At 34.7% G+C, this 25075-nt stretch carries 24 protein-coding genes; 11 read left to right on the forward strand and 13 right to left on the reverse strand.

What is annotated here, in order from left to right; genetic code table 11:
- Positions 1 to 241: 241 nt before the first annotated feature.
- Together AOLE_RS10080 and AOLE_RS10085 are read right to left on the reverse strand one after the other, a co-directional pair.
- Positions 242 to 1027 carry a 3-hydroxybutyrate dehydrogenase gene (locus tag AOLE_RS10080; RefSeq protein ID WP_013197962.1) on the reverse strand — a complete coding sequence of 262 codons (786 nt, stop codon included), beginning with the start codon at positions 1025 to 1027 and terminating at the stop codon, positions 242 to 244.
- Between the two features lie 33 nt (positions 1028 to 1060).
- Entirely contained in the window at positions 1061 to 2482 is a 1422-nt protein-coding gene (locus AOLE_RS10085) for a GntP family permease (RefSeq protein ID WP_013197963.1), read from the reverse strand.
- Positions 2483 to 3025: 543 nt separating this feature from the next.
- Here AOLE_RS10085 and bla point away from each other — a divergent pair.
- The gene (gene bla / locus AOLE_RS10090; protein ID WP_023274241.1) at positions 3026 to 3880 is read left to right on the forward strand and encodes a putative subclass B3 metallo-beta-lactamase; all 855 of its coding nucleotides are present in this window, start codon (positions 3026 to 3028) and stop codon (positions 3878 to 3880) included.
- A 136-nt stretch (positions 3881 to 4016) separates the two neighbouring features.
- On the opposite strand, the gene AOLE_RS10095 is transcribed toward bla, so the two are convergent.
- Positions 4017 to 4460, reverse strand: coding sequence for a BLUF domain-containing protein (locus tag AOLE_RS10095; protein ID WP_023274242.1), 444 nt, complete (start codon positions 4458 to 4460; stop codon positions 4017 to 4019).
- Between the two features lie 229 nt (positions 4461 to 4689).
- Between AOLE_RS10095 and AOLE_RS10100 the strand changes: the two genes are divergently transcribed.
- Positions 4690 to 4953 (forward strand): hypothetical protein, encoded by a 264-nt coding sequence (locus AOLE_RS10100; protein WP_013197966.1) that lies wholly within the window; start codon positions 4690 to 4692, stop codon positions 4951 to 4953.
- Positions 4954 to 4994: 41 nt separating this feature from the next.
- Here AOLE_RS10100 and AOLE_RS10105 read toward each other — a convergent pair whose 3' ends face one another.
- The 3 genes from AOLE_RS10105 to AOLE_RS10115 form a co-directional block, all read right to left on the reverse strand.
- Positions 4995 to 5429, reverse strand: coding sequence for a VOC family protein (locus AOLE_RS10105; RefSeq protein WP_013197967.1), 435 nt, complete (start codon positions 5427 to 5429; stop codon positions 4995 to 4997).
- 275 nt (positions 5430 to 5704) lie between these two features.
- Positions 5705 to 6154: a DUF6097 family protein gene (locus tag AOLE_RS10110; protein ID WP_013197968.1), complete on the reverse strand. Its 450-nt coding sequence runs from the start codon at positions 6152 to 6154 to the stop codon at positions 5705 to 5707.
- A gap of 261 nt (positions 6155 to 6415) precedes the next feature.
- Entirely contained in the window at positions 6416 to 7201 is a 786-nt protein-coding gene (locus AOLE_RS10115) for an AraC family transcriptional regulator (protein WP_013197969.1), read from the reverse strand.
- A gap of 99 nt (positions 7202 to 7300) precedes the next feature.
- Between AOLE_RS10115 and AOLE_RS10120 the strand changes: the two genes are divergently transcribed.
- On the forward strand, positions 7301 to 8443 hold the full coding sequence (locus AOLE_RS10120; RefSeq protein ID WP_013197970.1) for a multidrug effflux MFS transporter: 1143 nt from the start codon (positions 7301 to 7303) through the stop codon (positions 8441 to 8443).
- A gap of 313 nt (positions 8444 to 8756) precedes the next feature.
- Here the strand turns inward: AOLE_RS10120 and AOLE_RS10125 are convergent, their stop codons facing one another.
- Complete coding sequence (locus AOLE_RS10125; protein WP_013197971.1) at positions 8757 to 9173, reverse strand: hypothetical protein; 417 nt, start codon at positions 9171 to 9173, stop codon at positions 8757 to 8759.
- Positions 9174 to 9259: 86 nt separating this feature from the next.
- The gene (locus AOLE_RS10130; RefSeq protein ID WP_013197972.1) at positions 9260 to 10087 is read right to left on the reverse strand and encodes an RsiV family protein; all 828 of its coding nucleotides are present in this window, start codon (positions 10085 to 10087) and stop codon (positions 9260 to 9262) included.
- A gap of 191 nt (positions 10088 to 10278) precedes the next feature.
- Here AOLE_RS10130 and AOLE_RS20595 point away from each other — a divergent pair, with 191 nt between their 5' ends.
- The 6 genes from AOLE_RS20595 (at position 10279) to AOLE_RS10160 (ending at position 16018) form a co-directional block, all read left to right on the forward strand.
- Positions 10279 to 10665 (forward strand): hypothetical protein, encoded by a 387-nt coding sequence (locus AOLE_RS20595; protein ID WP_013197973.1) that lies wholly within the window; start codon positions 10279 to 10281, stop codon positions 10663 to 10665.
- Between the two features lie 116 nt (positions 10666 to 10781).
- A complete protein-coding gene (locus AOLE_RS10140) occupies positions 10782 to 11663 on the forward strand; it encodes a LysR family transcriptional regulator (RefSeq protein ID WP_005305071.1) in 882 nt (293 codons plus the stop codon).
- A gap of 245 nt (positions 11664 to 11908) precedes the next feature.
- Positions 11909 to 12613, forward strand: coding sequence for a CoA transferase subunit A (locus AOLE_RS10145; RefSeq protein ID WP_013197975.1), 705 nt, complete (start codon positions 11909 to 11911; stop codon positions 12611 to 12613).
- Position 12614: 1 nt separating this feature from the next.
- Positions 12615 to 13256, forward strand: coding sequence for a CoA transferase subunit B (locus AOLE_RS10150; RefSeq protein WP_005305067.1), 642 nt, complete (start codon positions 12615 to 12617; stop codon positions 13254 to 13256).
- 114 nt (positions 13257 to 13370) lie between these two features.
- Complete coding sequence (locus AOLE_RS10155; RefSeq protein ID WP_013197976.1) at positions 13371 to 14780, forward strand: short-chain fatty acid transporter; 1410 nt, start codon at positions 13371 to 13373, stop codon at positions 14778 to 14780.
- Positions 14781 to 14845: 65 nt separating this feature from the next.
- Positions 14846 to 16018, forward strand: a complete 1173-nt coding sequence (locus tag AOLE_RS10160; protein WP_013197977.1) for a thiolase family protein — start codon at positions 14846 to 14848, stop codon at positions 16016 to 16018.
- A 50-nt stretch (positions 16019 to 16068) separates the two neighbouring features.
- On the opposite strand, the gene AOLE_RS10165 is transcribed toward AOLE_RS10160, so the two are convergent.
- The 4 genes from AOLE_RS10165 to AOLE_RS10180 form a co-directional block, all read right to left on the reverse strand.
- Entirely contained in the window at positions 16069 to 16962 is an 894-nt protein-coding gene (locus AOLE_RS10165; protein ID WP_003651675.1) for a LysR family transcriptional regulator, read from the reverse strand.
- A 243-nt stretch (positions 16963 to 17205) separates the two neighbouring features.
- On the reverse strand, positions 17206 to 18099 hold the full coding sequence (locus AOLE_RS10170; protein WP_005305060.1) for a LysR substrate-binding domain-containing protein: 894 nt from the start codon (positions 18097 to 18099) through the stop codon (positions 17206 to 17208).
- A 545-nt stretch (positions 18100 to 18644) separates the two neighbouring features.
- Positions 18645 to 18866 (reverse strand): hypothetical protein, encoded by a 222-nt coding sequence (locus AOLE_RS10175; RefSeq protein ID WP_080645707.1) that lies wholly within the window; start codon positions 18864 to 18866, stop codon positions 18645 to 18647.
- 111 nt (positions 18867 to 18977) lie between these two features.
- Positions 18978 to 19160: a hypothetical protein gene (locus tag AOLE_RS10180; RefSeq protein WP_005305057.1), complete on the reverse strand. Its 183-nt coding sequence runs from the start codon at positions 19158 to 19160 to the stop codon at positions 18978 to 18980.
- 413 nt (positions 19161 to 19573) lie between these two features.
- Here AOLE_RS10180 and AOLE_RS10185 point away from each other — a divergent pair, with 413 nt between their 5' ends.
- Positions 19574 to 20992 carry an aspartate ammonia-lyase gene (locus tag AOLE_RS10185; RefSeq protein ID WP_004792497.1) on the forward strand — a complete coding sequence of 473 codons (1419 nt, stop codon included), beginning with the start codon at positions 19574 to 19576 and terminating at the stop codon, positions 20990 to 20992.
- 57 nt (positions 20993 to 21049) lie between these two features.
- Here the strand turns inward: AOLE_RS10185 and AOLE_RS10190 are convergent, their stop codons facing one another.
- Positions 21050 to 23254, reverse strand: a complete 2205-nt coding sequence (locus AOLE_RS10190; protein WP_035331419.1) for a TonB-dependent siderophore receptor — start codon at positions 23252 to 23254, stop codon at positions 21050 to 21052.
- Positions 23255 to 23778: 524 nt separating this feature from the next.
- On the opposite strand from AOLE_RS10190, the gene AOLE_RS10195 reads away from it, so the two are divergent.
- On the forward strand, positions 23779 to 25065 hold the full coding sequence (locus AOLE_RS10195) for an MFS transporter (RefSeq protein WP_013197980.1): 1287 nt from the start codon (positions 23779 to 23781) through the stop codon (positions 25063 to 25065).
- Positions 25066 to 25075: the final 10 nt, after the last annotated feature.

A 25075-nucleotide genomic window follows, 5' to 3' on the forward strand; every position in this document is an offset into this window, starting at 1 on the left:
AAAAATATCTAATCAAGAAAGAGAGTAAAGATTACTTTCTCATACTCTATTAGATTTTAAAAATGGAAATAAGTTAAATACCTTTAAAGTATAATTTCATACTTTAACAAACTTATTTTATTAGATTTTTTATAAACAAATAGAGTAGATATAAATCATTATTTTGAACAGTAGACTATCGTAAATTTTAATGAATAAAAAAACCGCCTATTTAAAATAAGCGGCTTTTAAAACACTTAAATTATTGGGCGGTGTAACCACCATCCATCACGACAGCTTGACCTGTTACCCCACCTGCTTTACTACTCGCAAGGAAAATTGCGTAATCAGCGATTTCTTCAACAGAGAGTAAACGTTTTTGAGGAACCATTGCCAAAATTACATCTTCAAGTGCACTATCTAAACTTACATTACGGGTTTTAGCCAAATCTGCAATTTGCCCACGAACCAATGGCGTATCTACATAACCGGGGCATAAAGCATTTACTGTAATACCATCACGTGCACATTCCAATGCCGCAACTTTTGTTAGGCCAATCACGCCGTGTTTCGCGCTGTTATAACCTGCCTTTCCAGCAAAACCAATCAAGCCATTAATTGAAGCCATATTAATAATACGTCCATATTTTTGAGCTTTCATGATTGGTAAAACATGTTTAATACCAATAAATGCTCCTGTTAACATGACCTGAACTAACTTTTGAAAAACAGCCGTTGGAAACTCTTCAATAGGTGCAACATGTTGAAAGCCAGCATTATTAATTAAGATATCAACCGTGCCAAAGGTCTTTTGAGTAAGCTCAATTGCTTGTTTATAAGCGTCTTCATCGGTTACATCACATGGTGCAGATAATGCTTCAAAGCCTTGCTCTTTAAGTGAATTCGCCGTTTCTTGGCACTTTTCGGCATTCATATCAGAAATGACAACTTTGGCACCTTCTTGAGCAAATTTCTTAGCAATCTCTAGACCGATACCACTTGCAGAACCTGTAATAAAAGCAATTTTACCGTCTAAAAGTTTTGTCATTTATGTACTCCTTAATACTTATAACGCGCTGATTTAAACAATACTGGTTACGGTAAAGACCGTAATCACCACAAATACCGCTAATGTTTTAATTACCGTAACTGCAAAAATATCTTTATACGACTGTTTATGGGTTAAGCCTGTAACAGCAAGTAAAGTAATGACAGCACCATTATGCGGAAGCGTATCCATACCGCCTGATGCCATCGCAACCACACGGTGCATAACTTCTGGTGGAATACCCGCAGCTAAAATCGCGGCGTTATAGTGTTCGGCCATCGCACTTAAAGCGATACTCATACCACCAGAAGCTGAACCGGTAATACCTGCTAAAACGGTTGTAGTCACCGCCCCATTTACTAAAGGATTTGTGAAGGTACTGCTCATTGCATGACTAATCATGGCAAAGCCCGGTAATGACGCAATAATTGCACCGAAACCATACTCAGAGGCCGTATTCATTACTGCTAAAAGTGAGCCACCAATACTGGCATTAATACCCTCTTTAAAATTCGTCACTACACGTTGGTAATCAAACAAAATTGCAGTAATAATCCCGACAATCAGCGCAAGACCAACTGCCCAGATCACACCAGTTTTTGCAACATCTACAGTGTAATCAGCTAAACCGACAGTGGCAAAATCAAAGCCATTTGGATACCACTCTTTAATTGCTTTAGACAAATATTTGTTCATTACCGCAACAAGAATAAGAGGTACAAATGCTAAAAACTGACGAGCTGTACTTCCATTATTTTGCAGAGTCATTTCGGCTTCAATTTCTTGAGATGGTGTATTGTCTGCCCCAAACCCAGAGAACCCTTCTCCAGCTTTTGCAGCAGCACGGCGACGCCATTCTAAGTAGCTTAAACCCATGCATAAAACAAAAATAGCACCAATAATTCCTAAGAAAGGTGCGGCATAAATATTGGTACCAAAGAAAGTGGTTGGAATTACGTTTTGGATTTGTGGCGTACCTGGCAATGCATCCATAGTGAATGTAAATGCACCAAGCGCGATAGTTCCCGGAATTAAACGTTTTGGAATATTGGCTTGTCTAAATAGCTGGTTTGCAAAAGGATAAATGGCAAATACCGCAACAAATAAACTTACACCACTGTAGGTTAAAATCGCACCTAAAAGTACAACGGTTAAAATTGCCTTTTTCGCCCCAATCCATCTTACAATGGTTCTAGCGATAGACTCAGCAATTCCTGACATTTCAACGACTTTACCGAAAATTGCCCCGAGCAAAAACACAAGGAAGTAATCTTTAATAAAGTTCACCATTTTGGGCATAAAGACACCCGAATAAAATGGTAAAACATTAGCTGGGTTAATGAGTAAAACTGCAAGTAAGGCACAAATTGGTGCCATAAGAATGACTGAAAAGCCCTTGTAAGCTGTATACATCAACAGCCCAAGCGAAAGTAGAATTACAAATAATTCCCACATATATTCCTTCTCCCTAAAGAATAAATATTAGGTTCAATAAAATTACCAAAAGATATTTAGGTTATCCCAAACCTAAAATGATAAAAATCACAGTATCTATGAGTGGTAATAGGTAAATGAGCTTAAAAATAAAATATCACTAAAATATTTAAAAACAATGTAATTTATTTAAATTTTAAAATAACAATAAAATACAATGGCTTATATTTCTTAAATGGTAAAAACACAACTATTTAAAAATCATTACTTTTTAATAAAACTTATTAATTATTGAGTAAATTAAATTAATATCTCTATATTATTTAATAAAGATAATTAAATAATATATTTTTTAAATTAGTTTAATTACATCATTAAATTAATAAATATTAAGAAGGTTAACTTCTCATTACTAAATACATTCCATCCTTTACATTAACAATTAAGCAGAAATTTTTTATACGAATAATCAGGTTTTTATTGAATAGATTAGGGTCTAATTATGACAAAGGCGTTAAAATATAAAACTTTAATTACTGCGATCAACCTACGAGTCCAATAAAGATGAAGAAAAAGATGTTGTTTATAGGAAGTATATTGTTGACTTCTTTATCTACCTCAGCTGCACCATTAAAGTTACCCGATGACTGGACTCAAAATACTCAGCCATTTCAAATTACTGAAAATATATACTATGTAGGTACTCATGGTCTTGCAGCTTATTTGTTAGCTTCTGGTCACCAAGCCCTATTGATAGATACGGGCCTTCCAGAAAATACAGAGAAAATAGAGCAGAACATTAAACAATTAGGTTTTAAGCTATCAGATGTAAAAATTATGGTTACGAGCCATGCTCATTGGGACCATGTAGGTGCACTTGCACGCATTAAACAAGATACTGGTGCTAAATTAATTGCAATGCAGCAGGATGTTAAGGCTTTAGAAATAGGAAAACCTATAGGTGAAAACACCTTCCAAACTATTCCTTTTACTCCAGTTAAAGTTGATAAAGTCATTCACGATGGAGAAGTAGTTAAACTAGGAAAATTAAAACTTAAAGCTACTCTTACCCCGGGCCATACTCCGGGTTGTACAACTTGGTCAACTGAAATTAAATCTAACGGTAAGAACCTAACTGTTGTTTTCCCTTGCAGTCTCTCTGTAGCTGGCAATGTTTTACAAAATAATCATCAGTATCCAAATATTGTTGCAGATTATCGTAAGAGTTTTGAGCGTTTGAAAAATATGAAGGCAGATATTGTGCTTATTAGCCATCCAGAAGTTGCAGATGTCTTGGGCAATAAGGCGCGTAAAGATGCTGGACAAACCAATGCATTTATTCAACCAGAAAAACTTTCTAGTATTGTAAAAGATGCGGAAATGGCGTTTGAAAAATCACTAGTTAGTAGTCATCCATAAACATTAAGTTGTCATATTTATATTTGATAAAAATTTAAAAGCCCTGATCATGCTGGGCTTTTTTAGAAGCTGTAATATAATCGCCCTTTACTATTTTCCTGTTCAAGTTATATCTAATCAAAAATTATAATATTGGTTAAACTTGATATTGATCCGCTTTCAAATTGGGTTGATCTACAAGTAATTCAATAAAAGATGGAATTGATGTAGTGTTAAGCAAATATGGATTAAAGTCATCAACATGATGATGAAAAAAGAAATCTTTTATTTTTGTATTGATAGGAGCAAATTTCATACTCCAATGTTTAAATAACCGTTGTTCAGACGGTTCCAAAAAGATGATTTCGCAGTTTTGATGTCTTGAATCTTTCAAAATTGATTTATAGAACAGCGCCTCAACTTGTTCTTTCTCTCCTTCTAAGTATTGTAAGAAGTACCCATTACCATAGTAAAGCACACCAGTAATGTCATTTTTAGAATTAAATTTGACAGCTTCTGTAAGAATATCAATTAAATCTTGTTTTATTTGACTATGTTCACTATTGGTTTTACTTGCATACATAAAGCCTATTAAACTCATAGCGATAACTCGAAGATAAATGTCAATGGTGCATTCTGACACTTACATACTATCCTTACAATGCGGCCTACTTAAAACCTTGTATTTCAAAAGTAAAGATTATTATCATTTTGAAAATGACAAACTTTAACAAGCAGAAATCTTTTGTAAATGAATGCCAACTTAATCAACTAAACAGATACTTTTAATTTTAGTAAAATTAAAACTGTCTTTAATTTGTGGATGTCTAATGGAGAACCATGAAATCACTCTTCAAGACGAACATCATAAACAATTTAAGATTGTCAAAGTTCAAGATGTTCGTTTTGATAGTAATACGCTGACTCATAGTTACCAATGGTTATGGGTATTTGATCATAGTTCAGAGTTTTTCCCATTTGAACTATGGGATCAACTTGACAATGCGACCGTTCATCAAAAAATAAGACTGAATAATCAGGTCTTTAAGATTATCAAGATTTTGACAAAGAAAACCAAACTACGGTATTCCTGAGTAAACATTTTTTCTCATATGTTTTAGATAAAATTACTAATTTATTCATTTGCGGTACGTAGCCATGGCGTAACTGTTAACCCAGTGAGTACTCCTTCAGGACTTAAAAAGCGAGTAACTGACTGCCCCCATGGCTCTAAACGATTATTTACCAGTAGTTGATATCCTTTAAAAATCATATGAGCTGAAGCTTGATTAATATCTTCAACTTCAAACTCAATCCAACTTTGAGGAACAGTAAACTCTTCAGGCCATTCTTTTCGACCAAAGCAGGACTCTGCTGCTTGATGTAATGGCCACAGTGCAAAGTGTTTTACACCGCCCAGCTCGCCATCTTCTGTACTCATATAAGATTCATTACCTTCCATCGCTTTTATTGGAAGGTTTAATGTGTCTTGATAGAGTGCTTTACTCTCTTCATTAACTCTTGTAATTGGTCCAAATCCAGCAACAAAAAGTACTTTGATAGGAGACATTTTTAATAACTCATTTTTATAAAGTAATAGGTTCTTTTATACTTGAAATAATTCATTTTTAAACATTAATTATTTTCTTGCTAATTTATACCTAAATATTTTTAAGGATCCTCTTATCACTAGCATCACGTCAATCGTACATAATTTATTTTCTGAGTTTTAAAAATGATTATTACTATTTCTTTTAGAAGAAATTTTAAAAAAAATTACCCATAGAATGTTTAAATATGCCGACAAAAAAACCTCGCCAATGCGAGGCTTAAATGTTCTAAAATTTATTTACTCAGAAGCTTCTCAACATTCTTTTCAATTAATTTTTTACTTTGATTATTCATTAAATAAAAGTAAAAAATTAATCCAAAAAATACTGCTGCATAAAGAATAATCGCCCATATGTACTTCAATATATTTTCAAATAACATATGATTCATCATATCTACATCAATATTAATTCCAAAATTATGTACATATCGACTTAAGAACAAGGCAATACAATAAATTAAGATAGGAACTGCAAGAATTCCTGTCCAGATGTTAATTTTGTTTTTCTTAACTTCGAGTTTCTCGAAGTCATCCTCACCAAAATATTTTTGAATCTCAATAACTTGTTTGTTTAAATCATCTTTTAAAGAGATAGGTAATCTCCTATCTTTAATATGATATTGAACGTCTTTTAATATTTCCGCATTTTCAAGAGATTCACCTAAAATTCTTAAATTTCCCATAAATAACCATAATACAATCAGTAAAAAACAGGGATTTTAGTAGAAATTCTATATGAGAAACTGCTTTTTAACATAAAAGTAATAAATTAACTTGAATAAAAAATCCAGAAGGTACTTTAAATTTTCTAAACACTTTCCTGTTTTCAATAGTTTTAATAAGATCAATTTTTATGAAGAACATGGATTAAATTAAAGTACTAAAAGAGAGTCTTTTTGCTACTTGTTTTTAGATTAACTCTAATATTACCGATAGAGAAAATTTTATTTATACAAACTTTCTCTAAAAATATTCTGTAGATAACGGACTGGAGTAGTACCTGTATGTTGACGGAAAAAAACGATAAATGCACTATCACTGATAAACTCCAGTTGTTGTGCCACCTCACTTATTTGTATACCTTCAGATAGCATTTCTATTGCTCTTAATAATCTCCATTGTTGTCTCCAGTTCTGATAGTTCATTCCTGTATCACGAATAAATATTCGGCTAATAGTACGTTCGCAAGCACCTACTATCTGAGCCAGCTGACCTAAACGTGGAGGTAGTTCTCCCATACGGACGTGCTCTAACCAAGATTCTAGACGGGCATCTGATGGATACATTAATTGCCAATTTTCACTTCGTGCAGCACATATCTCTTCACAAAAAACAGTTATTAAACTTGCTTGTTGTTCAGCCTGCATTCCCCATGGCCAAAATGCCATTCTTTCAATTACTTCAAAAAATAATGGATTGACTTCAACAATCTGTACTGGCAACTGAGATAAATTTGATGTTGGTAAAAAATACAGTGAGCGGTAAGCCATTACACCACGCATGATCGCTCGATGAATTGTGCCTGCAGGAATCCATGCAGCACGTCGTGGTGGAAGTAAAAAAGTCATTTTACCTATTTCTATTGTGATACTACCAGCAGCCGAAAACAGTAACTGATGACGAAGATGACAATGCTTACCAGAATCATGTTTTCCTATATCTGATGCAATACCAATCACTGGATCAGCGAAAATATCTGGATCAAAAATACTATCTGATGCAATTTTCAAAATTTGTCCAATAATTAATATATTCAGTCCTTATTATGATAATCAGACTTTCATCTTTCAAGAATAATAACCTTTAATATTCATTTATTAAGACATTTTATGAATGCCATACATCGTCCACCCTTGTGGCTTTTAACACTTCTGATTATGTTCCCTCAACTAGTTGAAACCATATACAGCCCGGCACTAACTTACATTTCCCACTCATTTGCAGTTACTAGTAAACAAGCAGCTCAGACGCTTTCAGTTTATTTCATCGCTTTTGCTATAGGTGTAGGGTTATGGGGATGGTTAAGTGACCAAATTGGTCGCCGCTATGCAATGATGTTAGGACTTATCTGTTATGGGGCTGGGACACTATTAGCTATTACAACAGTAAATTTCAAAATTTTATTATTCGCCCGTATGATTTCAGCTTTTGGCGCTGCCGCTGGATCTGTTGTAGTACAAACCATGCTTCGGGATAGTTATAAATCGACAAAACTAGCGAGTGTATTTACTCTTATGGGAGCCGCCCTAGCTATAAGCCCTGTTTTTGGTTTAGTAAGTGGAGGCTGGTTAGTAAGTCATTGGGGTTATATGGGCGTATTTATTGCCTTATTTTTACTTGCCATACTATTGTTAATACTAAGTGCTGCTTTTCTTCCTGAAACTCAGTCTCACCCAATAACTCACACTCGCATAGGAACATTAGCTGGCCGTATGTTCCTTGATAATTCGCTTTGGCAAAATGCCATGCTAATTGCCTTGTTTAATACAATGATTTTCAGTTATTACAGCCTTGCCCCATTTCTTTTTAAACAACTTGGCTGGAGTTCAGAAACATTTGGCTGGACAGGATTATTATTAGCAATCTCTTCTCTTATGGGTAGTCTACTAAATCGAAAACTACTTGCTTCAAATATTAAACCAGAAGTATTGGTAAGATATGCGTGTTACATAGTGATGTTATCAAGTGTGATTGCCTGGATATTACAAACAACTGTGTGGATATTGATCCCGATGGCTGGCGTCGTTCTTGCATATGGTATTGCCATCCCAAACATACTTAGTCGGGCATTGTGTCATTATCGAGAACAAGCAGGAAAAGCTGGTGCGTTATTCGGCTTAACGTATTATTTACTGTTGGGTTGTATGCTCGGACTTGCTGGATTAGTACAACAATTGGGCCTTGTTCTTATAGTCTGTGCAGTGTTAGCCTTAATTCTAAAACCAAGACTAAAGTATGACCAATATAACTAGCGAACTAAAAGTTTTAACTGTTGCTAGATAAATCGTATTTTCACTTTACTTCAAAGATTTATTATTCCTAACATTGGTAAGCTTAGATAAATGAAAATAATTCTATTAATGCAATGACAAATTAGGTCTAAAATTTCTTATATTAGGGGGTAATGCTTCTAAAAACGGCTTCAATTGCATAAATAATAATTTTAAAGCAGTTAATGATTCTTAATTCAATTAAGAAAAAACCCACTTAACAATGAGTGGGTTTAATCAAAACTTAATGAATATTAATTTTAATCAACTCATTGGCGTAGAAATTTTTAATCTCTTACTTCATTCGAGTTAGTCTTAAGTTAAAGTCAGATGGAAGTAAGATTCGATATTCGATCTCCGCCCCAGGTTTGACTTCCGTTTCTTGAGAAGTTGCAATATTCGGACACATTCCTGCACCTGTTTCTAATCTAAAAATATAATATGTAGGCTCAAGATAAATTGTAGCGATTTCATTTGAGCGAATTGAAAATACCTTTTCATTATTAACATAAATATCATGAGTACAACCAGAACCTAAAAAACCTTTATCTCTTAAAAAAGTAACTTTTGCTTGTTCAGGGGTCTGTTTCTTTAAATACTTTTGATTGTAAATTCTTTCATTAGGTACTGATTTTGCAATATTTGAAACAACTGGAGCTGTTGAACACCCAGTTAAGCTTAGAACTAATCCTAAAAAAAATATCTTTTTCATGATATTACCCAATATTGTTAGAGATGGAATTTAACATCTCATGCATTAAAAAACCACCCGAAGGTGGTTTAAGTAATTTGTTAATCTTACATTTCAGTTTTTAAAGTAGGCATTGGCGGTAAAAAATCTGATTTTATCAGTTGATCTGTATCGTATAGCTCTAAACTCACAGGACCTGCAGCATATGGAGCCAATTCGTAAAGCTGAAAATCAAAGGTCACTCCACCCGATTGATTGATATAGAAATTATCACTTACTTTAAAGTCTTCTTTGCTAATAGAAGGTTCCATATCATTTTCTTGGCACCAATATTCGTACTGTTTCCATAAAGCATCTTTAAGCGCATTCATTTTTCCATTGACTACAATATCTTTTAATCCAATGCGCTTTTTACTTTTTAAGTCAAAAATATAATCTTCAAAAGTTGATATACCATGTGCTCCGCCAGAATATTCTGAGCTAACTTTCGAAATTTGAACATATTGACCAAACTGTCCATTAAAGCGATAAACCACACTATCTGACCAGTTATTAAGCCCCTCAGCTTGTGTTTGATTTAACTGCTTTTGCTGTTCTGATGCAGGAGTAAGAGCATCTGCATAATTTTTACGGATTTCCTTATCGATTACTTGATCAATCCAGTCAATATTACTTTTAAGTGCAATGGCTTCTTTAGAAGTACATACTATACCCTCGACATCTGGATTAGACCCACAAATTTTGGGTTGTTCAAACTTCACGAGAAAACTGTGCGCTATTATTGCAGGAATTTGATTTTCTTTTGTTTGGGGTTGTTCAGTCGTTTTTATAGTTGAAGCATTTTCTGTTTTTTCTACAGGTTTTTCTTCAGCTTTTTTCACACAGCCACTTAATATGAGTGGAGCCAGCACTAAACCAAGAATAGTTTTATTCATTAATTTTACCCTTACATAATCTCATTTATCTTTTAAATTAAGTTTTAATGAATTTAAAATTCACAAATATTTTAATTGAATTAAGACCAGCTTTATATTGAGATATAGTTTTTTTGAAAAATAGAATTTATTTAATCTTTGTTATTCAATAGAATACTTTTATAAAATATTGATAAGAAAATGAAAAAACTATGTGGCTTAAATTTATGTTGTACCCTTTGGGAATGTTTGTACTGTGGCAAATCATTTTCATCATCGAACAGCTTTCTTTAGAATTTTTAAATGCACCACAAATAATTGTAGCTATAATTGCACTGATCATAAATTGCGGTATGCAAATTTTGATTGGTTATAAAGTTCCTCAATTAGCACCAAAATATAAGTTTGTAGCGAGTATTACATACATCATCTTATTCACTTTTTTAGTAGCAATTTATTCAACCATAATTTTATTAGAAGGCTTAAAAGTTGCTCCTCAAGCAATTTGGCTAGGTTATTTATTTTTCCATGTGGTTGGAATGGCTCTATATTTTGCAAACAACACGGATGAATTCTGTTGGGAAAATTTACTAAAGTAGTTCAGCACACTGTTCTCTACTTTCTTTTTCATAATTTTTTGTCAAAAAACATCATATTAGATAAATTTTCGTATAAATTACCCTTCTAGGTGAGCTGAGCAATCTAAAGGAATGAAATGACGCTTAAACAATTAAAAGCTTTTTTAGCACTTGCGCGTACACTCAACTATGCCAATGCATCTTTAGAGCTACATCTAAGCCAGTCTGCTTTAAGTCTCACCATTAAGAGTTTAGAAGAAGAGTTAGGCGGTAAATTGTTTAACCGTAACACACGTCGCGTTGAGCTTACTCAAGAAGGTAAATCCCTGATTCCCTATGCTAAAAAATTACTCGCGAATTGGGATGAAATGGAGAACGATGTCAAACAACGTTTTAAGCTCAATCGTGGAACCTTAAGTATCGCCTCAATGCCCTTTGTGACTCATGCAATTTTACCTGAGGTGATTCATCAATTTTTAGAACTTCATCCCAACCTGAACTTTTCAATTCAAGATATTCCAAATGAGACCATTATAGAAAAAGTACAAGACGGTATTTTTGAACTTGGCATCTGCTTTGAACCTGATCTCACCGAGGGCTTAGAATTCAAGCCTCTGTTTGAAGAAGATTTCTTAGCTTTATTACCTAAGACTCATCCACTTGCTCAATCGTCTTCTATTACATGGCATGAGCTCTGTTCAAACCCATTTGTGACCTTACAGAAACCTTCAATTGTTCGATATTTAGTTGAGCAAAATTGTTTGCGAAATAATATAACGCTCGATTTAAAAGTTGAATGTCATCAAATTTCATCACTTTCAAGTTTTGTAGCTTATGGAATTGGAGTAAGTGCGATTCCAAGGCACTTTGCTAAACACATTGATAAAGAACATAACGTATTGATTGAATTAAAGGATGAATCTATTCATAAGACTGTAGGAATTGTTTATAAAAAGAACTTTGAAATTTCAAATATTTCGACTCAATTTATTGAGGCTTTAGTTCAATATAAATTTTAAAAAATTAAATACTGCATTTTAGGATGAGCTAAGCAGATGCTTAAGCTAAATTTATTAATTATTATAATTTTCAATGCTATGAGATGATTTTTTAAAGTATTTTGCTTTATGTTCGTCTGATCTTTTGTAGGTAACTTGATAGTATTCATTGATTATACTTATTAATCCTTTAAAAAAATTAACTTCTATAACACGAATTGAGATGCTAAAACTAAGATTACTAAGGGATATAGGATAACAATAGAATGAATAAAGTTTATGCCAATGCAGAGGTAGCACTGAAAGACGTTATTGCAGATAATCAAACACTTGCCGTTGGCGGTTTTGGTTTATGCGGAATTCCTGAAAAACTGATTGTTGCAGTTAAACAAAGTGGTGTGACTGGTCTTACTTGTATTTCGAATAATGCAGGCGTAGATGATTTTGGTTTAGGTATTTTGCTTCAAACCAAACAGATCAAAAAAATGATTTCTTCTTATGTTGGTGAAAACAAAGAATTTGAGCGCCAATATTTAAATGGTGAACTTGATGTAGAACTTACACCACAAGGCACTTTAGCTGAAAAGTTACGCGCTGGTGGTGCTGGAATTCCCGCGTTTTATACTCAAACTGGTGTAGGTACACTCATTGCCGAAGGTAAAGAAGAACGTACTTTTCATGGCAAAAACTACATCTTAGAAGAATCTTTAACAGCAGATGTTGCTCTTGTTAAGGCCTATAAAGCAGATAAAGCGGGTAATTTAGTATTTCGTAAAACTGCTCAAAATTTTAATCCTGAATGTGCGATGGCTGGAAAAATTACAATCGCAGAAGTTGAACAGGTTGTTGAAATTGGTGAATTGGATCCGGATGAAATCCATTTAGCGGGAATTTATGTAAACCGTATTGTACTGAATGCATCACCTGAAAAACGCATTGAGCATAAAACTTTAAGCACGGAGGCAGTATAAAATGGCTTGGTCACGTAATGAAATGGCACAACGTGCTGCAAAAGAACTTGAAGACGGTTTTTATGTCAATTTAGGTATTGGCTTACCTACTCTAGTTGCCAACTATATCCCTGAAAATATTAATGTTTGGCTTCAATCTGAAAACGGTTTATTAGGTATTGGCGAGTTTCCAACTGAAGAAACTGTAGATGCTGATTTGATTAATGCTGGTAAACAAACAGTTACTGCTCGCCCTGGTGCTGCTTTTTTCTCAAGCTCAGAATCTTTTGCCATGATCCGTGGTGGCCATGTCAACATTGCCATTTTAGGTGCAATGGAAGTTTCTGAAAATGGTGACTTGGCTAACTGGATGATTCCAGGTAAGAAAGTTAAAGGTATGGGCGGCGCAATGGACTTGGTTGTTGGTGTCCAAAAAGTTGTAGTGCTTATGGAACACTGCGCAAAAGATGGTACGCCAAAAATTGTGAAAAATTGTAGTTTGCCTTTAACAGGTAAAGGTGTGGTTCATCGCGTAATTACTGACCTAGGTGTAATGGACATTACTCCACAAGGCTTAGAGCTGATTGAACTTGCTAAAGATGTCACGCTTGAACAGATTCAAGCTGTTACAGGCGTCGAATTTTATAAAACCTTAGTCGCATAAAATTAAATTTTTAGTAAGAAATAAAGACTTAAGTTAGAAAGTGAGCTTGAGTCTTAACCCTTTTAAGCACCGGATGTGCTGTCTATAAATAAGAATGAGAAGGATTTTTCAGCTATGGAAAAACAGCAAGGAATTTTTGAAAGATTTGCTCTTCGGATTAGTGACTGGTCTGAAAAATGGTTTCCTGATTCATATATTTTTGCATTACTCGGCGTCATTATCGTGTCAGTTGCTGCTTTTGGTATTGGTGCGCCAATTCACGATGTCGCAACTTCTTTTGGGAATGGTTTCTGGAGTCTTATTCCCTTTACCCTGCAAATGACAATGCTCATTATTGTAGGTTATGTCGTTTCTGTTTCTAAGCCCGTAAAATTTCTGATTCAAAAAATGGCGCGTATTCCAAATTCTGGACGTGGTGCTATTGTTTTGGTAGCAACGGTTAGTTTGTTAATTTCACTAGTCAATTGGGCTGTTAGTACAATTCTTACAGCGCTTTTAGTAATTGCATTAGCAAAACGTAAAGAGCTGAATATGGATTACCGTGCTGCTGCGGCAGCGGCCATTATTGGTATGGGTGCAACTTGGGCACTTGGAATTAGCTCTTCAGCAGCACAGCTTCAGGCAAATAAAAGTAGTTTACCTGAATCAATTTACAATCTGACTGGCGTTATTCCATTTACCGAAACGATTTTCCTTTGGCAATCAATTGCGATGACTATTATTTTAGTGATTGTTTCAATCGCGATTGCATATTTTTCAGCTCCAAAAGGCAATAATGTTAAAACGATTGATAGTTTTGATGTGCAATTTGAAGAAGACAAACCACATGAGGAGAAATCAACGCGTCCGGGTGACTGGTTAGAAAACTCACCTATTTTAACGATTATTGTAGTGGCTTTAGGTGTAATTTGGATGTTTTTTGAGTTTTCAAAAAGTAATCCAATCATTGCTATTTCAAGCTTAAACACATACAACTTTGTGTTCTTAATGCTTGGTCTAGCATTGCATGGAACACCACGAAACTTCTTAAATGCCGTTGCAAAAGCAGTTCCAGCCGTATCAGGAATTTTAATTCAGTTTCCACTTTACGGAAGCATCGCCTTTATTATGACGCAAGCTTTAAACAGTCAGGATTTATCGCTGTCTCATTATGTTGCCGAGTTTTTCGTTTCAATCGCATCAAAAGAAACCTTTGCAATTGTGATGGGAATTTACTCTGCCATCCTTGGGTTCTTCGTACCATCTGGCGGTGGAAAATGGATTATCGAAGCACCATATGTCATGCAAGCAGCAAATGATTTAAAAGTTCATTTGGGCTGGTCTGTACAAATTTATAATGCAGCTGAAGCTTTACCAAATTTAATCAATCCATTCTTTATGCTTCCAATGTTAGGCATTTTAAAACTAAAAGCAAAAGATGTGATTGGTTTTACAGTCACTCAGCTCGTTGTGCATTTTCCATTAGTTTTATTTTTATTGTGGTTCTTTGGAAGAACGCTTAGCTACACCCCACCCACTTTTTAATTTACTGGAGTCTTTAGTTTCGGCTAAAGGCAATTTTAACAAATACATCAATAAGAGATATTAAGATGAGTTCAATTGTTATAGTTTCAGGTAGTCGTACTGCTATGGGCGGTTTTCAAGGCAGCCTATCTGCTTTAACTGCACCAGAACTTGGCGCGGCTGTAATTCGTGAATCTATTCAACGTGCAGGTGTTGCACCTGAACAAGTAGATGAAGTTATTTTTGGTTGCGTATTGAGTGCAGGCATAGGTCAAGGTCCTGCTCGTCAGGCGATGCGTAAAGCTGGTGTACCAGATCATGTGGGTGCGGTCACCATTAATAAACTATGTGGTTCTGCTATGAAAGCGGTGTTAATGGCTTCAGACACCTTAAAAGCTGGTAGTGCCAATATTATTGTTGCAGGTGGCATGGAATCTATGACTAATGCGCCGTATATTCTGCCGAAAGCTCGCGGTGGTTACCGTATGGGTCACGGTGAAATTAAAGACCATATGTTTTTAGATGGTCTTGAAGATGCTGAAACAGGCCGCTTAATGGGTTCTTTTGCTCAAGACATGGCAAACACCAAAGGTTTTACACGTGAGCAAATGGATAACTTTGCGATTTCTTCTTTGAAAAAAGCGCAAACTGCCATTACCGAAGGTTACTTCAAAGAAGAGATTGTTCCTGTTGAAGTCAAAACACGTAAAGGTGTCGAAGTTATCGATCAAGATGAGCAACCATTAAAAGCTAATCTTGAGAAAATTCCAACATTGCGTCCAGCTTTTAGTAAAGACGGAACAATTACAGCTGCTAACTCAAGCTCCATTTCTGATGGTGCTGCTGCGTTAGTACTTACGACTGAAGAATATGCTCAAAGCCATGGCTTAAATACTTTGGCGAAAATTGTTGCAACTTCTACTCACTCACAGCATCCAAGCGAATTTACCATTGCTCCAATTAGTGCAATTCAAAAAGTGCTTGAGCGCGCTGGCTGGTCTGTTGACGAAGTAGATGCTTGGGAAATTAATGAAGCTTTTGCAATGGTGGCAATGGCACCAATTCATGATTTAGGTATCGATGAAGCAAAAGTCAACGTACATGGTGGTGCTTGTGCTTTAGGTCATCCTATTGGTGCAACTGGCTCAAGAATTATTCTTTCTCTTATCTATGCTTTAAAACGCCTAGGTAAAAAGAAAGGTGTTGCCGCGTTATGTATTGGTGGTGGTGAAGCTACAGCTGTCGCAATTGAAATCTAAAAAATCAAACCACACAGAAGGTGTAAGAGTTTTTCTTACACCTTCTTTTTTTAGACTTTAAAAAGTTCATAACAGGTTTGTCGGAACCATTTATGGCTACTTTTATGATGGCAAGACATATGCCAATGTTGTTTAACATCATAAGTTGGGAAGTCTAAAGGTGCTGGCAAAATCTGTAAATTTTCTCTCACCAATAAAACTTGGCTTAAATAATACGGCACCGTTGCGATTGCATCTGTTTCTTGAACGACTAATCCCACTCCAAGATAACTTGGTAATCGAATTAAAATGTTTCTATCTAATCCTTTGTTCTGTAATTCATTTTTAATATGGTAATGCCCGATTCCTGCATCAATATCAATATGATATTCACGCATATAATCATCTAAAGTAAAATTATTTGGGTCTAAACGAGGATGGCTCTTAGAGCTAATCACTACGTAATGCTGTTTAAAAAACTTTTGTTGATAAAAGCCTTCTTCTAATTGAGGTAAAAAGCCAATAGCAAGGTCAATTTCACCATTTGCCATTTGATAGCTAGTTTCTGGCGTAATCGGCCGAATATTCAAGCGAATTAAAGGTGCTTTCTCTTTTAAATAGTTAGTTAGTTGCGGTAATAACACCAGATGAGACACATCTGTCATCGCAATTGTAAAAAGCTGATCCGAAGTTAGCGGATCAAAGTTCACACTAAAGTTATTAATACTTTCAACTTTATCAATCACTTCACTAATGAGTGGAAAGATTTCTTTAGCCAATTCGGTTGGAATCATTTCATTTCCAACACGAATAAAAAGTGGATCATTAAAATGCTGACGGATTTTGTTCAGTCCATTACTAACACTCGGTTGTGTAAGGCCAATAGCATCGGCAGCCATTGAAACGCTTTTAAACCGATAAATATGATAAAAAATATTTAGTAATCTACTATCTAGATCAAACAAAATTGTCTCCGTCTGGATCAAATAATCCATTCAAAAAGGACTGAAAACAGGTATAGCTTAGATAAGAATGCTAAACCTGTTTTTAGATTATTGATATATCGCCTAAATTAACAAAGAATCTAGACCATGGGCAATGCTTTATAAAGCCTTTCATCATAAAGACAAAAGCATTGCCTCTTTATTTGGTTACTTTGTATATAAATCTAGTGAATACAGCTCATATCGTTATAAATTTTTTAAAATTTAATCATGCTGAATTTGAAAACCTTTCCAGATCTGCTGGACTGATTTGTTATCACTCAAATTATTTTTAAAAATATAAATATCCTGAGGAAGACAATATTCATGATGATCCAACATGACCAGTTTTCCGTTAGCAAGATCTTCCTCAACATTGATTTTTGGAATCCATGCCACACCTAGACCTTGCAATACAAGTTCTTTCAAATTCGTTGCATTATCAGTCTCGTATAAGGTTTTATAATTCAATTTACCTTCAATCAGTTGATCTACCAATTTTCGCAAATAAGCGTGTTTACTATAAGCAAGCAATGAGAAATTATTCTGAATCGTATGCTTAGGCGTATGATCCGCTTCGGTAGCTGAGACAGGAACAATCTCTGTTTCAGCAATCTTGATTCCACTTAAAATATCATCACCAACACGATTAATATTAGATCGATCTGCATAACAAATCATAAAATCGCAGGCACCTTCTTTTAAAAGAGATAAGCCCTCACCACTGTTCGTTGCGACTATTTCGATTTTTAAATCACGCATAAACGTTGGGAATTTTTTTAAAAAAGTCGTTAAAAAACCCGATGCTAATGAGTGAACCACACAGAAACGAATCGTAGATTCGGTTTCATTTTTGATGTTTTTAATCAGCTTGGCTGTTTCTTCTACCTGCTTCTCAATATTTTTAGACATGACCAACATAATTCGACCGATGTCTGTAAATTCAATATTATTTTTATTATTTCTAATAATAACTTCAGCTCCAATCATCTCTTCTATTTGCTGAATTCTACGCGTAAAAGCAGATTGGCTAATAAATCGTTTTTCGGCTGCCTTTGAAATAGAACGCTCTCGTTCAAGTGTCAAAAGGTCTTCTACCCAACGTACTTCTAAGTTCATTTTTGCATTCCCTTTTTATAGTTATGTCCTTAATTTGTCTGCTTGGGAAGCTGAATAAATAGCTGAATAGATGAATGAAAAATATAAAACATGGGAGTACCTGCAAAAATGCGATGGAAGGATGGCAAAGCCAAACGATAAAAGTAAGTATTTAATAATTCTGACATAGAAAAGAGTGTAAGAGAATAAAAGACTTTCATTTAGCGCAACAACTCATACAAATATAAAATTATTATTCTAAAAATTATTTTAAATCAAAAAGTAAGGTTGATATAAATCAAGTAAATAACCATTTAAGCTTTAATAAAAACCAAAAATACCCTCATCGTTTTATCATGTCTTAATTTTAATAAAAAAAAGTCCGTACCTTGGGGAAGAATACGGACTGTAAAACTAAAATTTTGCTAATTTGATTATTTCAGGATTTAAGCTTTCTGACCTAATCAACTAGTTCAAATCAGAAGATATATTTGCAGTATAGTTCAAGTAAATAAACCTGACTATTCTACTAAAGTATCTATCCGAGATTGACCTGAAATAAATTTTTAATATTCACCAATCAGATAGTATAGCTTTCTTGAAATTTCAACCATCATATTTGCTGTATATTGAGTAATTTCAAAAACTTGCTTTTTCTGCGGATTGAATACCATATTATCTTTTTCATCACTAAAAAAGATATAAGTGGTGTATTTATCCATGTGATGGATATGCTCTTTTAAGCTTACTTTTTCCCCAGAATTGGGATCATAGGCGATAAACTTCATTCTCATGAATTTTGTCTCTATACATACAGTCTTTTATCAAAATTTTAAGAAAATTTAGATAAAACAATATTTTGATGGTTAATATAAAATAGTTAGGCTGAATAACCGTGGCTATTTATAAGATATTGGTACAATACTATTGGCTTTGTTTACAGAACTTTCGGCAGAAGCAATTGATTGCTCTGCGTCTTTAAGTAAACGGGAAGTTTTAGACTCACTTTTCTCTTCACCATGAAAAAGTACATAGTATGTAAAACTACCCAAAATGATTAATGCGGCTGTGACTTTTAACATAAACTTAAAAACTAAGATTTTTTCGTATTATAGTGTTTTTTATGTGAAATGCATCACATTTTTATATAAATTTGTTAGATAAGCTACACTTCCGTTTTAATTACCCTCATTAAATTAGTTGATATTTCACTTAAATTAATAAGTCTAAAATTTTGCATGCAGCTCTTTTTCAAATTACATCTTCATCTAGTTCATCATAGAACTTTTTATTTTTAATTTATCTAAAAAGTAAACTATTAATTTATAAAATAAAATTTAGATGGAATGTGTGAAGAAAAAAGTTTTTCTATTTTTAGGTTTAGAAAAGGAAAAAATTGATATGCAAAAAATGCATAATTAACTTGATAAATGCATTAGAAGTGAAGCATTTCGAAATCTAATATGAATTATCTACTCTACTAATTCGAAGTTTAATGATGAACGCTGAAATTACCACCCGTATTGAGAAGGATCTTATTGGTTATAGAGAAATCAATAATAATGATTATTACGGAGTTCAAACATTACGTGCTCTAGAAAACTTTAACTTAACACAAAGCAAAGTGGGAAATTTCCCTCATTTAATTAAAGCATTAGCAATGGTAAAACTTGCTTGTGCTGAAGCGAACTATAATCTTAAAAGCTTAGATCAAACTAAATTTGAAGCGATTGAATACAGTTGTAATCAACTTATTCGCGGTAATTTTCACGACCAGTTCCCGATTGATATGATGCAAGGTGGTGCTGGTACTTCAACCAATATGAATGCAAATGAAGTATTGGCGAATGTTGCTTTAGAATATATGGGACATTCTAAAGGTCAATATCAGTATCTACATCCAAATAACGACATTAACATGTCACAGTCAACAAATGACGTGTACCCTACTGCGATTCGCTTAGGTTTGTTATTAAGCTTAGATGAACTAAATCTTCCTTTTAATAACTTAATTTTAAGTTTCCGTAATAAATCTCAAGAGTTTGCTCACATCTTAAAAATGGGTCGTACTCAGTTACAAGATGCTGTGCCTATGACATTAGGTCAAGAGTTTGGTGCTTTTGCAGTAACTCTACAAAAAGATCTTGAACAAATTAATACGCTTATTCCAAATGTTCTAGCTTATATGAACCTTGGTGGTACCGCGATTGGTACAGGAATTACCACTGAATATAGTTACCGTGAACTTGCGATTCAAGCGCTTGGAAAAATTTCTGGTAAGAAAATTAAGTCTGCTCCTGATCTAATCGAAGCAACTTCAGATATGGGTGACTTTGTTCTTTTATCTGGTTTATTAAAGCGTACCGCAACTAAACTTTCAAAAATTGCCAATGACTTGCGTTTACTTTCAAGTGGACCACGTACTGGTATTAATGAAATTAACTTAGAAGCACGTCAACCGGGTAGTTCGATCATGCCGGGTAAAGTAAACCCAGTTATTCCTGAAGCGATGAACCTTGCTTGCTTCCAGATTATTGCAAATGATTTGGCTGTAACTTTAGCTGCTGAAGCTGGTCAATTACAGTTAAATGCAATGGAACCACTTATTGCATTCAAACTATTTGAATCTATGGATTTGCTTGGTAACGCGATGGCAATGTTCCAAAGTAAATGTATTGATACGATTACGGCGAACCCTGAGCACTGTAAAGCTTTAGTTGAAAACTCAATTGGTATTGTGACCGCACTTAACCCATATTTGGGTTATGAAACTACAACTCGTATTGCTAAAACTGCAAACGAAACTGGACAAAGTGTATTAGCACTCGTTCAGAACGAAGGCTTATTATCAGCACAAGTGCTTGATGATATCTTGTCGATTAATAATATGGTTAAACCAAAAATGTCGGCTTAATTCCTGAAAATAAAAAAAGGAGCTTTTATAAGCTCCTTTTTTTATTTGTTCTATATTTTAAAAACTGAAAGTTGTAGAGAACTGGGCTGTACGTGGATTACCTAAGAATAAATAGTCATCCCCCATAAATGCCCCTACATCACGCCAATATTTCTTATTAAATAAGTTATCAATATTGAATCTGAAGGTCGTGTCATGCCCAGCAAAATTTGTTTTATAGGCAGCACCAATATTAAAGACGCTATAACCACCTACTTTTGCCGTTCCCTCTTTGTTTGCATATTTACTGCTACTGTATTGCATACCACTGAGTAATCTTAACCCTTCAACTGAAGGTACTTTATAAGATAACTGCGCAGTTGCACGGACTTTTGGTACATTCTGAGTTTGATGACCTTTGTAGCTTTCACTCTCAATATCAACAAGACGTGATTTGGTATAGGTAACGCCAGAGCTTACGTCAACTGAATCGGTTAAAGCTCCAGTTAAACCTAACTCAATACCTTGGTTATGTTGTTCGCCTTGTTCAACAAATTCTAACTTCTCTTCAGAATTTGTAGTCGTATATTGATTATCTTGTTTTAAATCAAAAATAGCTGCTGTTAATAAAAAGTTTCGAATTTGTTGCTTAACACCAATTTCATATTGTTCAGAATTTTTAGGTGATAAAACTTCTAGAGCATTATTAGCAAACCATGGAGCCTCTCCACCATCAGATAAACCTTTAGCATATGAAGCATAAAGATTAGTCGTAGCAGTTGGGCTATACATGAGAGCTAACTGCGGTAAGAACTTGTTTAAATCTGTATCTCGGCTTTGCTGACCATCTGACTTATAGGCTTGCTCATCAAGGTGAATAAGTTTTCCACCCAATAAAGTTGACCACTGATCGTTAAATTGAACTCGGTCAGATATGGTGAAAGCAGTCTGATCGCTTTCTAGGGCTTTGTAACGATCACCTGGACTTTCTGATGATGGACTGTAGTCAATCGTATCTTCATAGATATTGCCTGTTCCTACAGCTACATTCAGTGGTGTATGGTGCTTTAAGCTTTTATAAGTACGTTGTAATTCGAAAGCTACTTGATGCTGAATGTTGCCAGTGTTGAATTGTCCATTTAACCCAGCGGCAAACTGGTTGGTAATACGTGTGTCATCTGGGCTACGGAAATCGTAAATATCATAATTACCATGTTTATCAAAAGTATTGCCTAAACCAGCAACTTCACAATTATCGTTATAACATCCCCATGGGAAAGCACTATTATCATCAATCACAACACGGCTTTGAGACGCACTTAAGCTACCATTCCATTGATCGTTAAATGCATATTGATATTTTAAACTCGCATTTACACTGTTATTTACAACCGGTTTACTCCAAGACTGATACCCTAATAAACGGTCTTGATCTACATTTGTTGGTACTTCTTGCCCATCAAGCAGTTGATAACCCGGTACTGAGCGTTGGCTTTGATGCTGTGCTTCAATGTCAAACAGTAATTTAGAGCGATCATTAATTTTCCAGTCTAAAGCAACTGAACCAAACTCACGCTTACCATTTGCATGATCGACATTTGGGTGAATACTTTCATGCGCTAAATTGATTCGATAGCCAAAATTATCATTTAAAAAGCCGCCTACATCCGTTGCTAGTGTATAACCACCTTCTGAATTTGCATCGACCGTAATAGTTTTAACATCGGCAGGTCTTTTAGTTACATAGTTAACCACACCACCTGGTGTCGACATTCCACTTTGAATTGCAGAAATGCCTTTTAAGATTTCAACTTGCTCTTTATTTTCTAAAGCTACATTTTGCTCGCCACGTATGGTATGGCCGTTAATGAGATAACTAGAGCCTAAATCGAGGGAAAAACCACGTGCTACAAAGTTTGGATAGTAGCCAATAGCAGCGTAGCCATCTCCTAACGATGAATCATTTTTAATAACATCAGTTAGCGTTTTTGCATGTTGATCTGCTATGCGCTCAGAGGTAATGGTGGTAATAGATGCAGGAACTTTCTTTACATCGCCTGTTTGAAAACCAGATAAATTAACTTTTTTAGATGTATATAGCGCATTACTATTTTGTGTAGCGTTCACAGTAATGGTTGGGAGCTGCGAAACCTCCGCTTCATTTGCGTAGACTACAGATGTCATCAGTGCAATAGATGAAGCCAATGCTGTTTTAGAGCATGTTATGAAGTGAAGATTTAACGAACGTCTTTCCATTGAATAACTACCTGCCATACCGTGCATAATTTGAAGCGCTAGAAGTAACTGCTGAGCCTATTTTTAGCCACGCAAGAATACAGTGACAAATATCGAGAAACAACAAATTATATAATTTTTAGATCAAGTAAATTTTGTGTAATAAAGCATCATCATTATATAAATTTCATTTATTTTCTTTGAAATTGGGACTATAACTTTTTAAGTATTACCAAATAGTCAAAATAAAACTAAGCTCAGAAATAGGTCTAGACCAAGGAGGAATACAATAATCAATATGCTTGATAAATTAGATGTTTGATTTTAAATAAAGTTTATGGTGGATTGATCAACTCACTAAATTAAGGAATTGTTCGATAATCGGTAAAAATATCTTTAAATCGAACAAAAGATCATAGAATCACTAGAATGGAAGTTTAAAATTATAAAAAATAAATGGAGAGGAATTCTAAGAAAGTACTCAGGATTGAGTGATATTTAAAGATTCATTCTATTTCCTGTTCAGTACATCTGAAAATTTCTATTTTTTTCTGCTAACTGACGGAATATCTATGACATATACTAAGGAAGAAAAGAGCAGCAGAATACGAGGGATTGTAGGCGCAGCTTCAGGTAATTTGGTCGAATGGTTCGACTTTTATATCTATGCAGTATTTGCTGCTTATTTTACTCAAGCTCTAACTGCACCAGACATGGATAGTACGACCAAATCAATTTATGTTTGGGGTGTATTTGCAGCAAGCTTTTTTATGCGTCCTATTGGTAGCTGGATATTTGGACGCATTGCAGACCGCCATGGTCGAAAAAAATCAATGATTGTCTCAATTTGCTTAATGGCTTTGAGCTCTTTTCTATTTGCAGCCCTACCCACTTATGAACAAGTTGGTTTATTTGCCCCTTTCCTTTTACTGGTAGTACGCTTACTTCAAGGTCTATCGGTGGGTGGTGAATATGGTGCAGTAGCAACATACATGAGTGAATTAGGCTTAAAGGGTCAACGTGGTTTTTATTCCTCTTTCCAATATGTCACCCTTTCTGGTGGCCAGTTACTTGCCAGCCTACTTGGCGTAATCTTATTAACGTTTCTAAGTGAACAACAATTACTTGATGGCGGTTGGCGTATTCCGTTCATTATTGGTGGTATTGCTGCCATTCTATCTTTACTTGCACGGAGTCGTTTAGAAGAAACACTTTCACATCAAGATAGTGAACGCAAAGAGTCTGGTAGCTTAAGAGAGCTCTTTAAAAAGCATTGGAAAACCTTTTTATTGGTGGTCGGATACACTTCTGCTGGTTCATTAACGTTTTATGTAGAAACTGTTTATTCAAAAACCTATTTAACTAATTTAGGTATGGATGGAAAAACCGTTGGTTATATCATGACCTTCGCGCTATTTGTCTATATGTGTGCTCAACCTGTATTTGGTTCCATTTCGGATCGTATTGGGCGACGTTCTTCAATGCTGGCATTTAGCTTATTATCTGCGATTTTTATCTATCCAGTGATGGCAATTGGGATGCCTAATTATATAGATTCACCGATCATCATTACCTTGCTACTCATTTTTATGATGATGATTTTGAGTTTCTATACATCTATTAGTGGCTTAGTAAAAGCTGAAATGTTCCCACCTCACGTACGTGCACTCGGGGTAGGATTTTCATATGCGGTAGGTAATGCTATTTTTGGTGGTTCTGCACCTTCGGTAGCCTTGCAATTCAAAGCTGCCGGAATCGAAAATACCTTCTTTACTTATGTGATTGTCATGCTGATTATCTGTTTCTTGTGTAGCCTTGCACTTCCGAAAAAACCAGATTATTTAGAACATGATCATTAATTAAATGAAA

This window comes from Acinetobacter oleivorans DR1, assembly GCF_000196795.1.
GTDB classification, from domain to species: Bacteria; Pseudomonadota; Gammaproteobacteria; order Pseudomonadales; family Moraxellaceae; genus Acinetobacter; species Acinetobacter oleivorans.

What these genes read in the sequence shown, in the direction of transcription:
- AOLE_RS10080 (WP_013197962.1), bottom strand. Translation starts at nt 1,027, where the DNA reads ATGACAAAACTTTTAGACGGTAAAATTGCTTTTATTACAGGTTCTGCA.
- AOLE_RS10085 (WP_013197963.1), bottom strand. Translation starts at nt 2,482, where the DNA reads ATGTGGGAATTATTTGTAATTCTACTTTCGCTTGGGCTGTTGATGTAT.
- bla (WP_023274241.1), top strand. Translation starts at nt 3,026, where the DNA reads ATGAAGAAAAAGATGTTGTTTATAGGAAGTATATTGTTGACTTCTTTA.
- AOLE_RS10095 (WP_023274242.1), bottom strand. Translation starts at nt 4,460, where the DNA reads ATGAGTTTAATAGGCTTTATGTATGCAAGTAAAACCAATAGTGAACAT.
- AOLE_RS10100 (WP_013197966.1), top strand. Translation starts at nt 4,690, where the DNA reads ATGGAGAACCATGAAATCACTCTTCAAGACGAACATCATAAACAATTT.
- AOLE_RS10105 (WP_013197967.1), bottom strand. Translation starts at nt 5,429, where the DNA reads ATGTCTCCTATCAAAGTACTTTTTGTTGCTGGATTTGGACCAATTACA.
- AOLE_RS10110 (WP_013197968.1), bottom strand. Translation starts at nt 6,154, where the DNA reads ATGGGAAATTTAAGAATTTTAGGTGAATCTCTTGAAAATGCGGAAATA.
- AOLE_RS10120 (WP_013197970.1), top strand. Translation starts at nt 7,301, where the DNA reads ATGAATGCCATACATCGTCCACCCTTGTGGCTTTTAACACTTCTGATT.
- AOLE_RS10125 (WP_013197971.1), bottom strand. Translation starts at nt 9,173, where the DNA reads ATGAAAAAGATATTTTTTTTAGGATTAGTTCTAAGCTTAACTGGGTGT.
- AOLE_RS10130 (WP_013197972.1), bottom strand. Translation starts at nt 10,087, where the DNA reads ATGAATAAAACTATTCTTGGTTTAGTGCTGGCTCCACTCATATTAAGT.
- AOLE_RS20595 (WP_013197973.1), top strand. Translation starts at nt 10,279, where the DNA reads ATGTGGCTTAAATTTATGTTGTACCCTTTGGGAATGTTTGTACTGTGG.
- AOLE_RS10140 (WP_005305071.1), top strand. Translation starts at nt 10,782, where the DNA reads ATGACGCTTAAACAATTAAAAGCTTTTTTAGCACTTGCGCGTACACTC.
- AOLE_RS10145 (WP_013197975.1), top strand. Translation starts at nt 11,909, where the DNA reads ATGAATAAAGTTTATGCCAATGCAGAGGTAGCACTGAAAGACGTTATT.
- AOLE_RS10150 (WP_005305067.1), top strand. Translation starts at nt 12,615, where the DNA reads ATGGCTTGGTCACGTAATGAAATGGCACAACGTGCTGCAAAAGAACTT.
- AOLE_RS10155 (WP_013197976.1), top strand. Translation starts at nt 13,371, where the DNA reads ATGGAAAAACAGCAAGGAATTTTTGAAAGATTTGCTCTTCGGATTAGT.
- AOLE_RS10160 (WP_013197977.1), top strand. Translation starts at nt 14,846, where the DNA reads ATGAGTTCAATTGTTATAGTTTCAGGTAGTCGTACTGCTATGGGCGGT.
- AOLE_RS10170 (WP_005305060.1), bottom strand. Translation starts at nt 18,099, where the DNA reads ATGAACTTAGAAGTACGTTGGGTAGAAGACCTTTTGACACTTGAACGA.
- AOLE_RS10175 (WP_080645707.1), bottom strand. Translation starts at nt 18,866, where the DNA reads ATGAAGTTTATCGCCTATGATCCCAATTCTGGGGAAAAAGTAAGCTTA.
- AOLE_RS10180 (WP_005305057.1), bottom strand. Translation starts at nt 19,160, where the DNA reads ATGTTAAAAGTCACAGCCGCATTAATCATTTTGGGTAGTTTTACATAC.
- AOLE_RS10185 (WP_004792497.1), top strand. Translation starts at nt 19,574, where the DNA reads ATGATGAACGCTGAAATTACCACCCGTATTGAGAAGGATCTTATTGGT.
- AOLE_RS10190 (WP_035331419.1), bottom strand. Translation starts at nt 23,254, where the DNA reads ATGCACGGTATGGCAGGTAGTTATTCAATGGAAAGACGTTCGTTAAAT.
- AOLE_RS10195 (WP_013197980.1), top strand. Translation starts at nt 23,779, where the DNA reads ATGACATATACTAAGGAAGAAAAGAGCAGCAGAATACGAGGGATTGTA.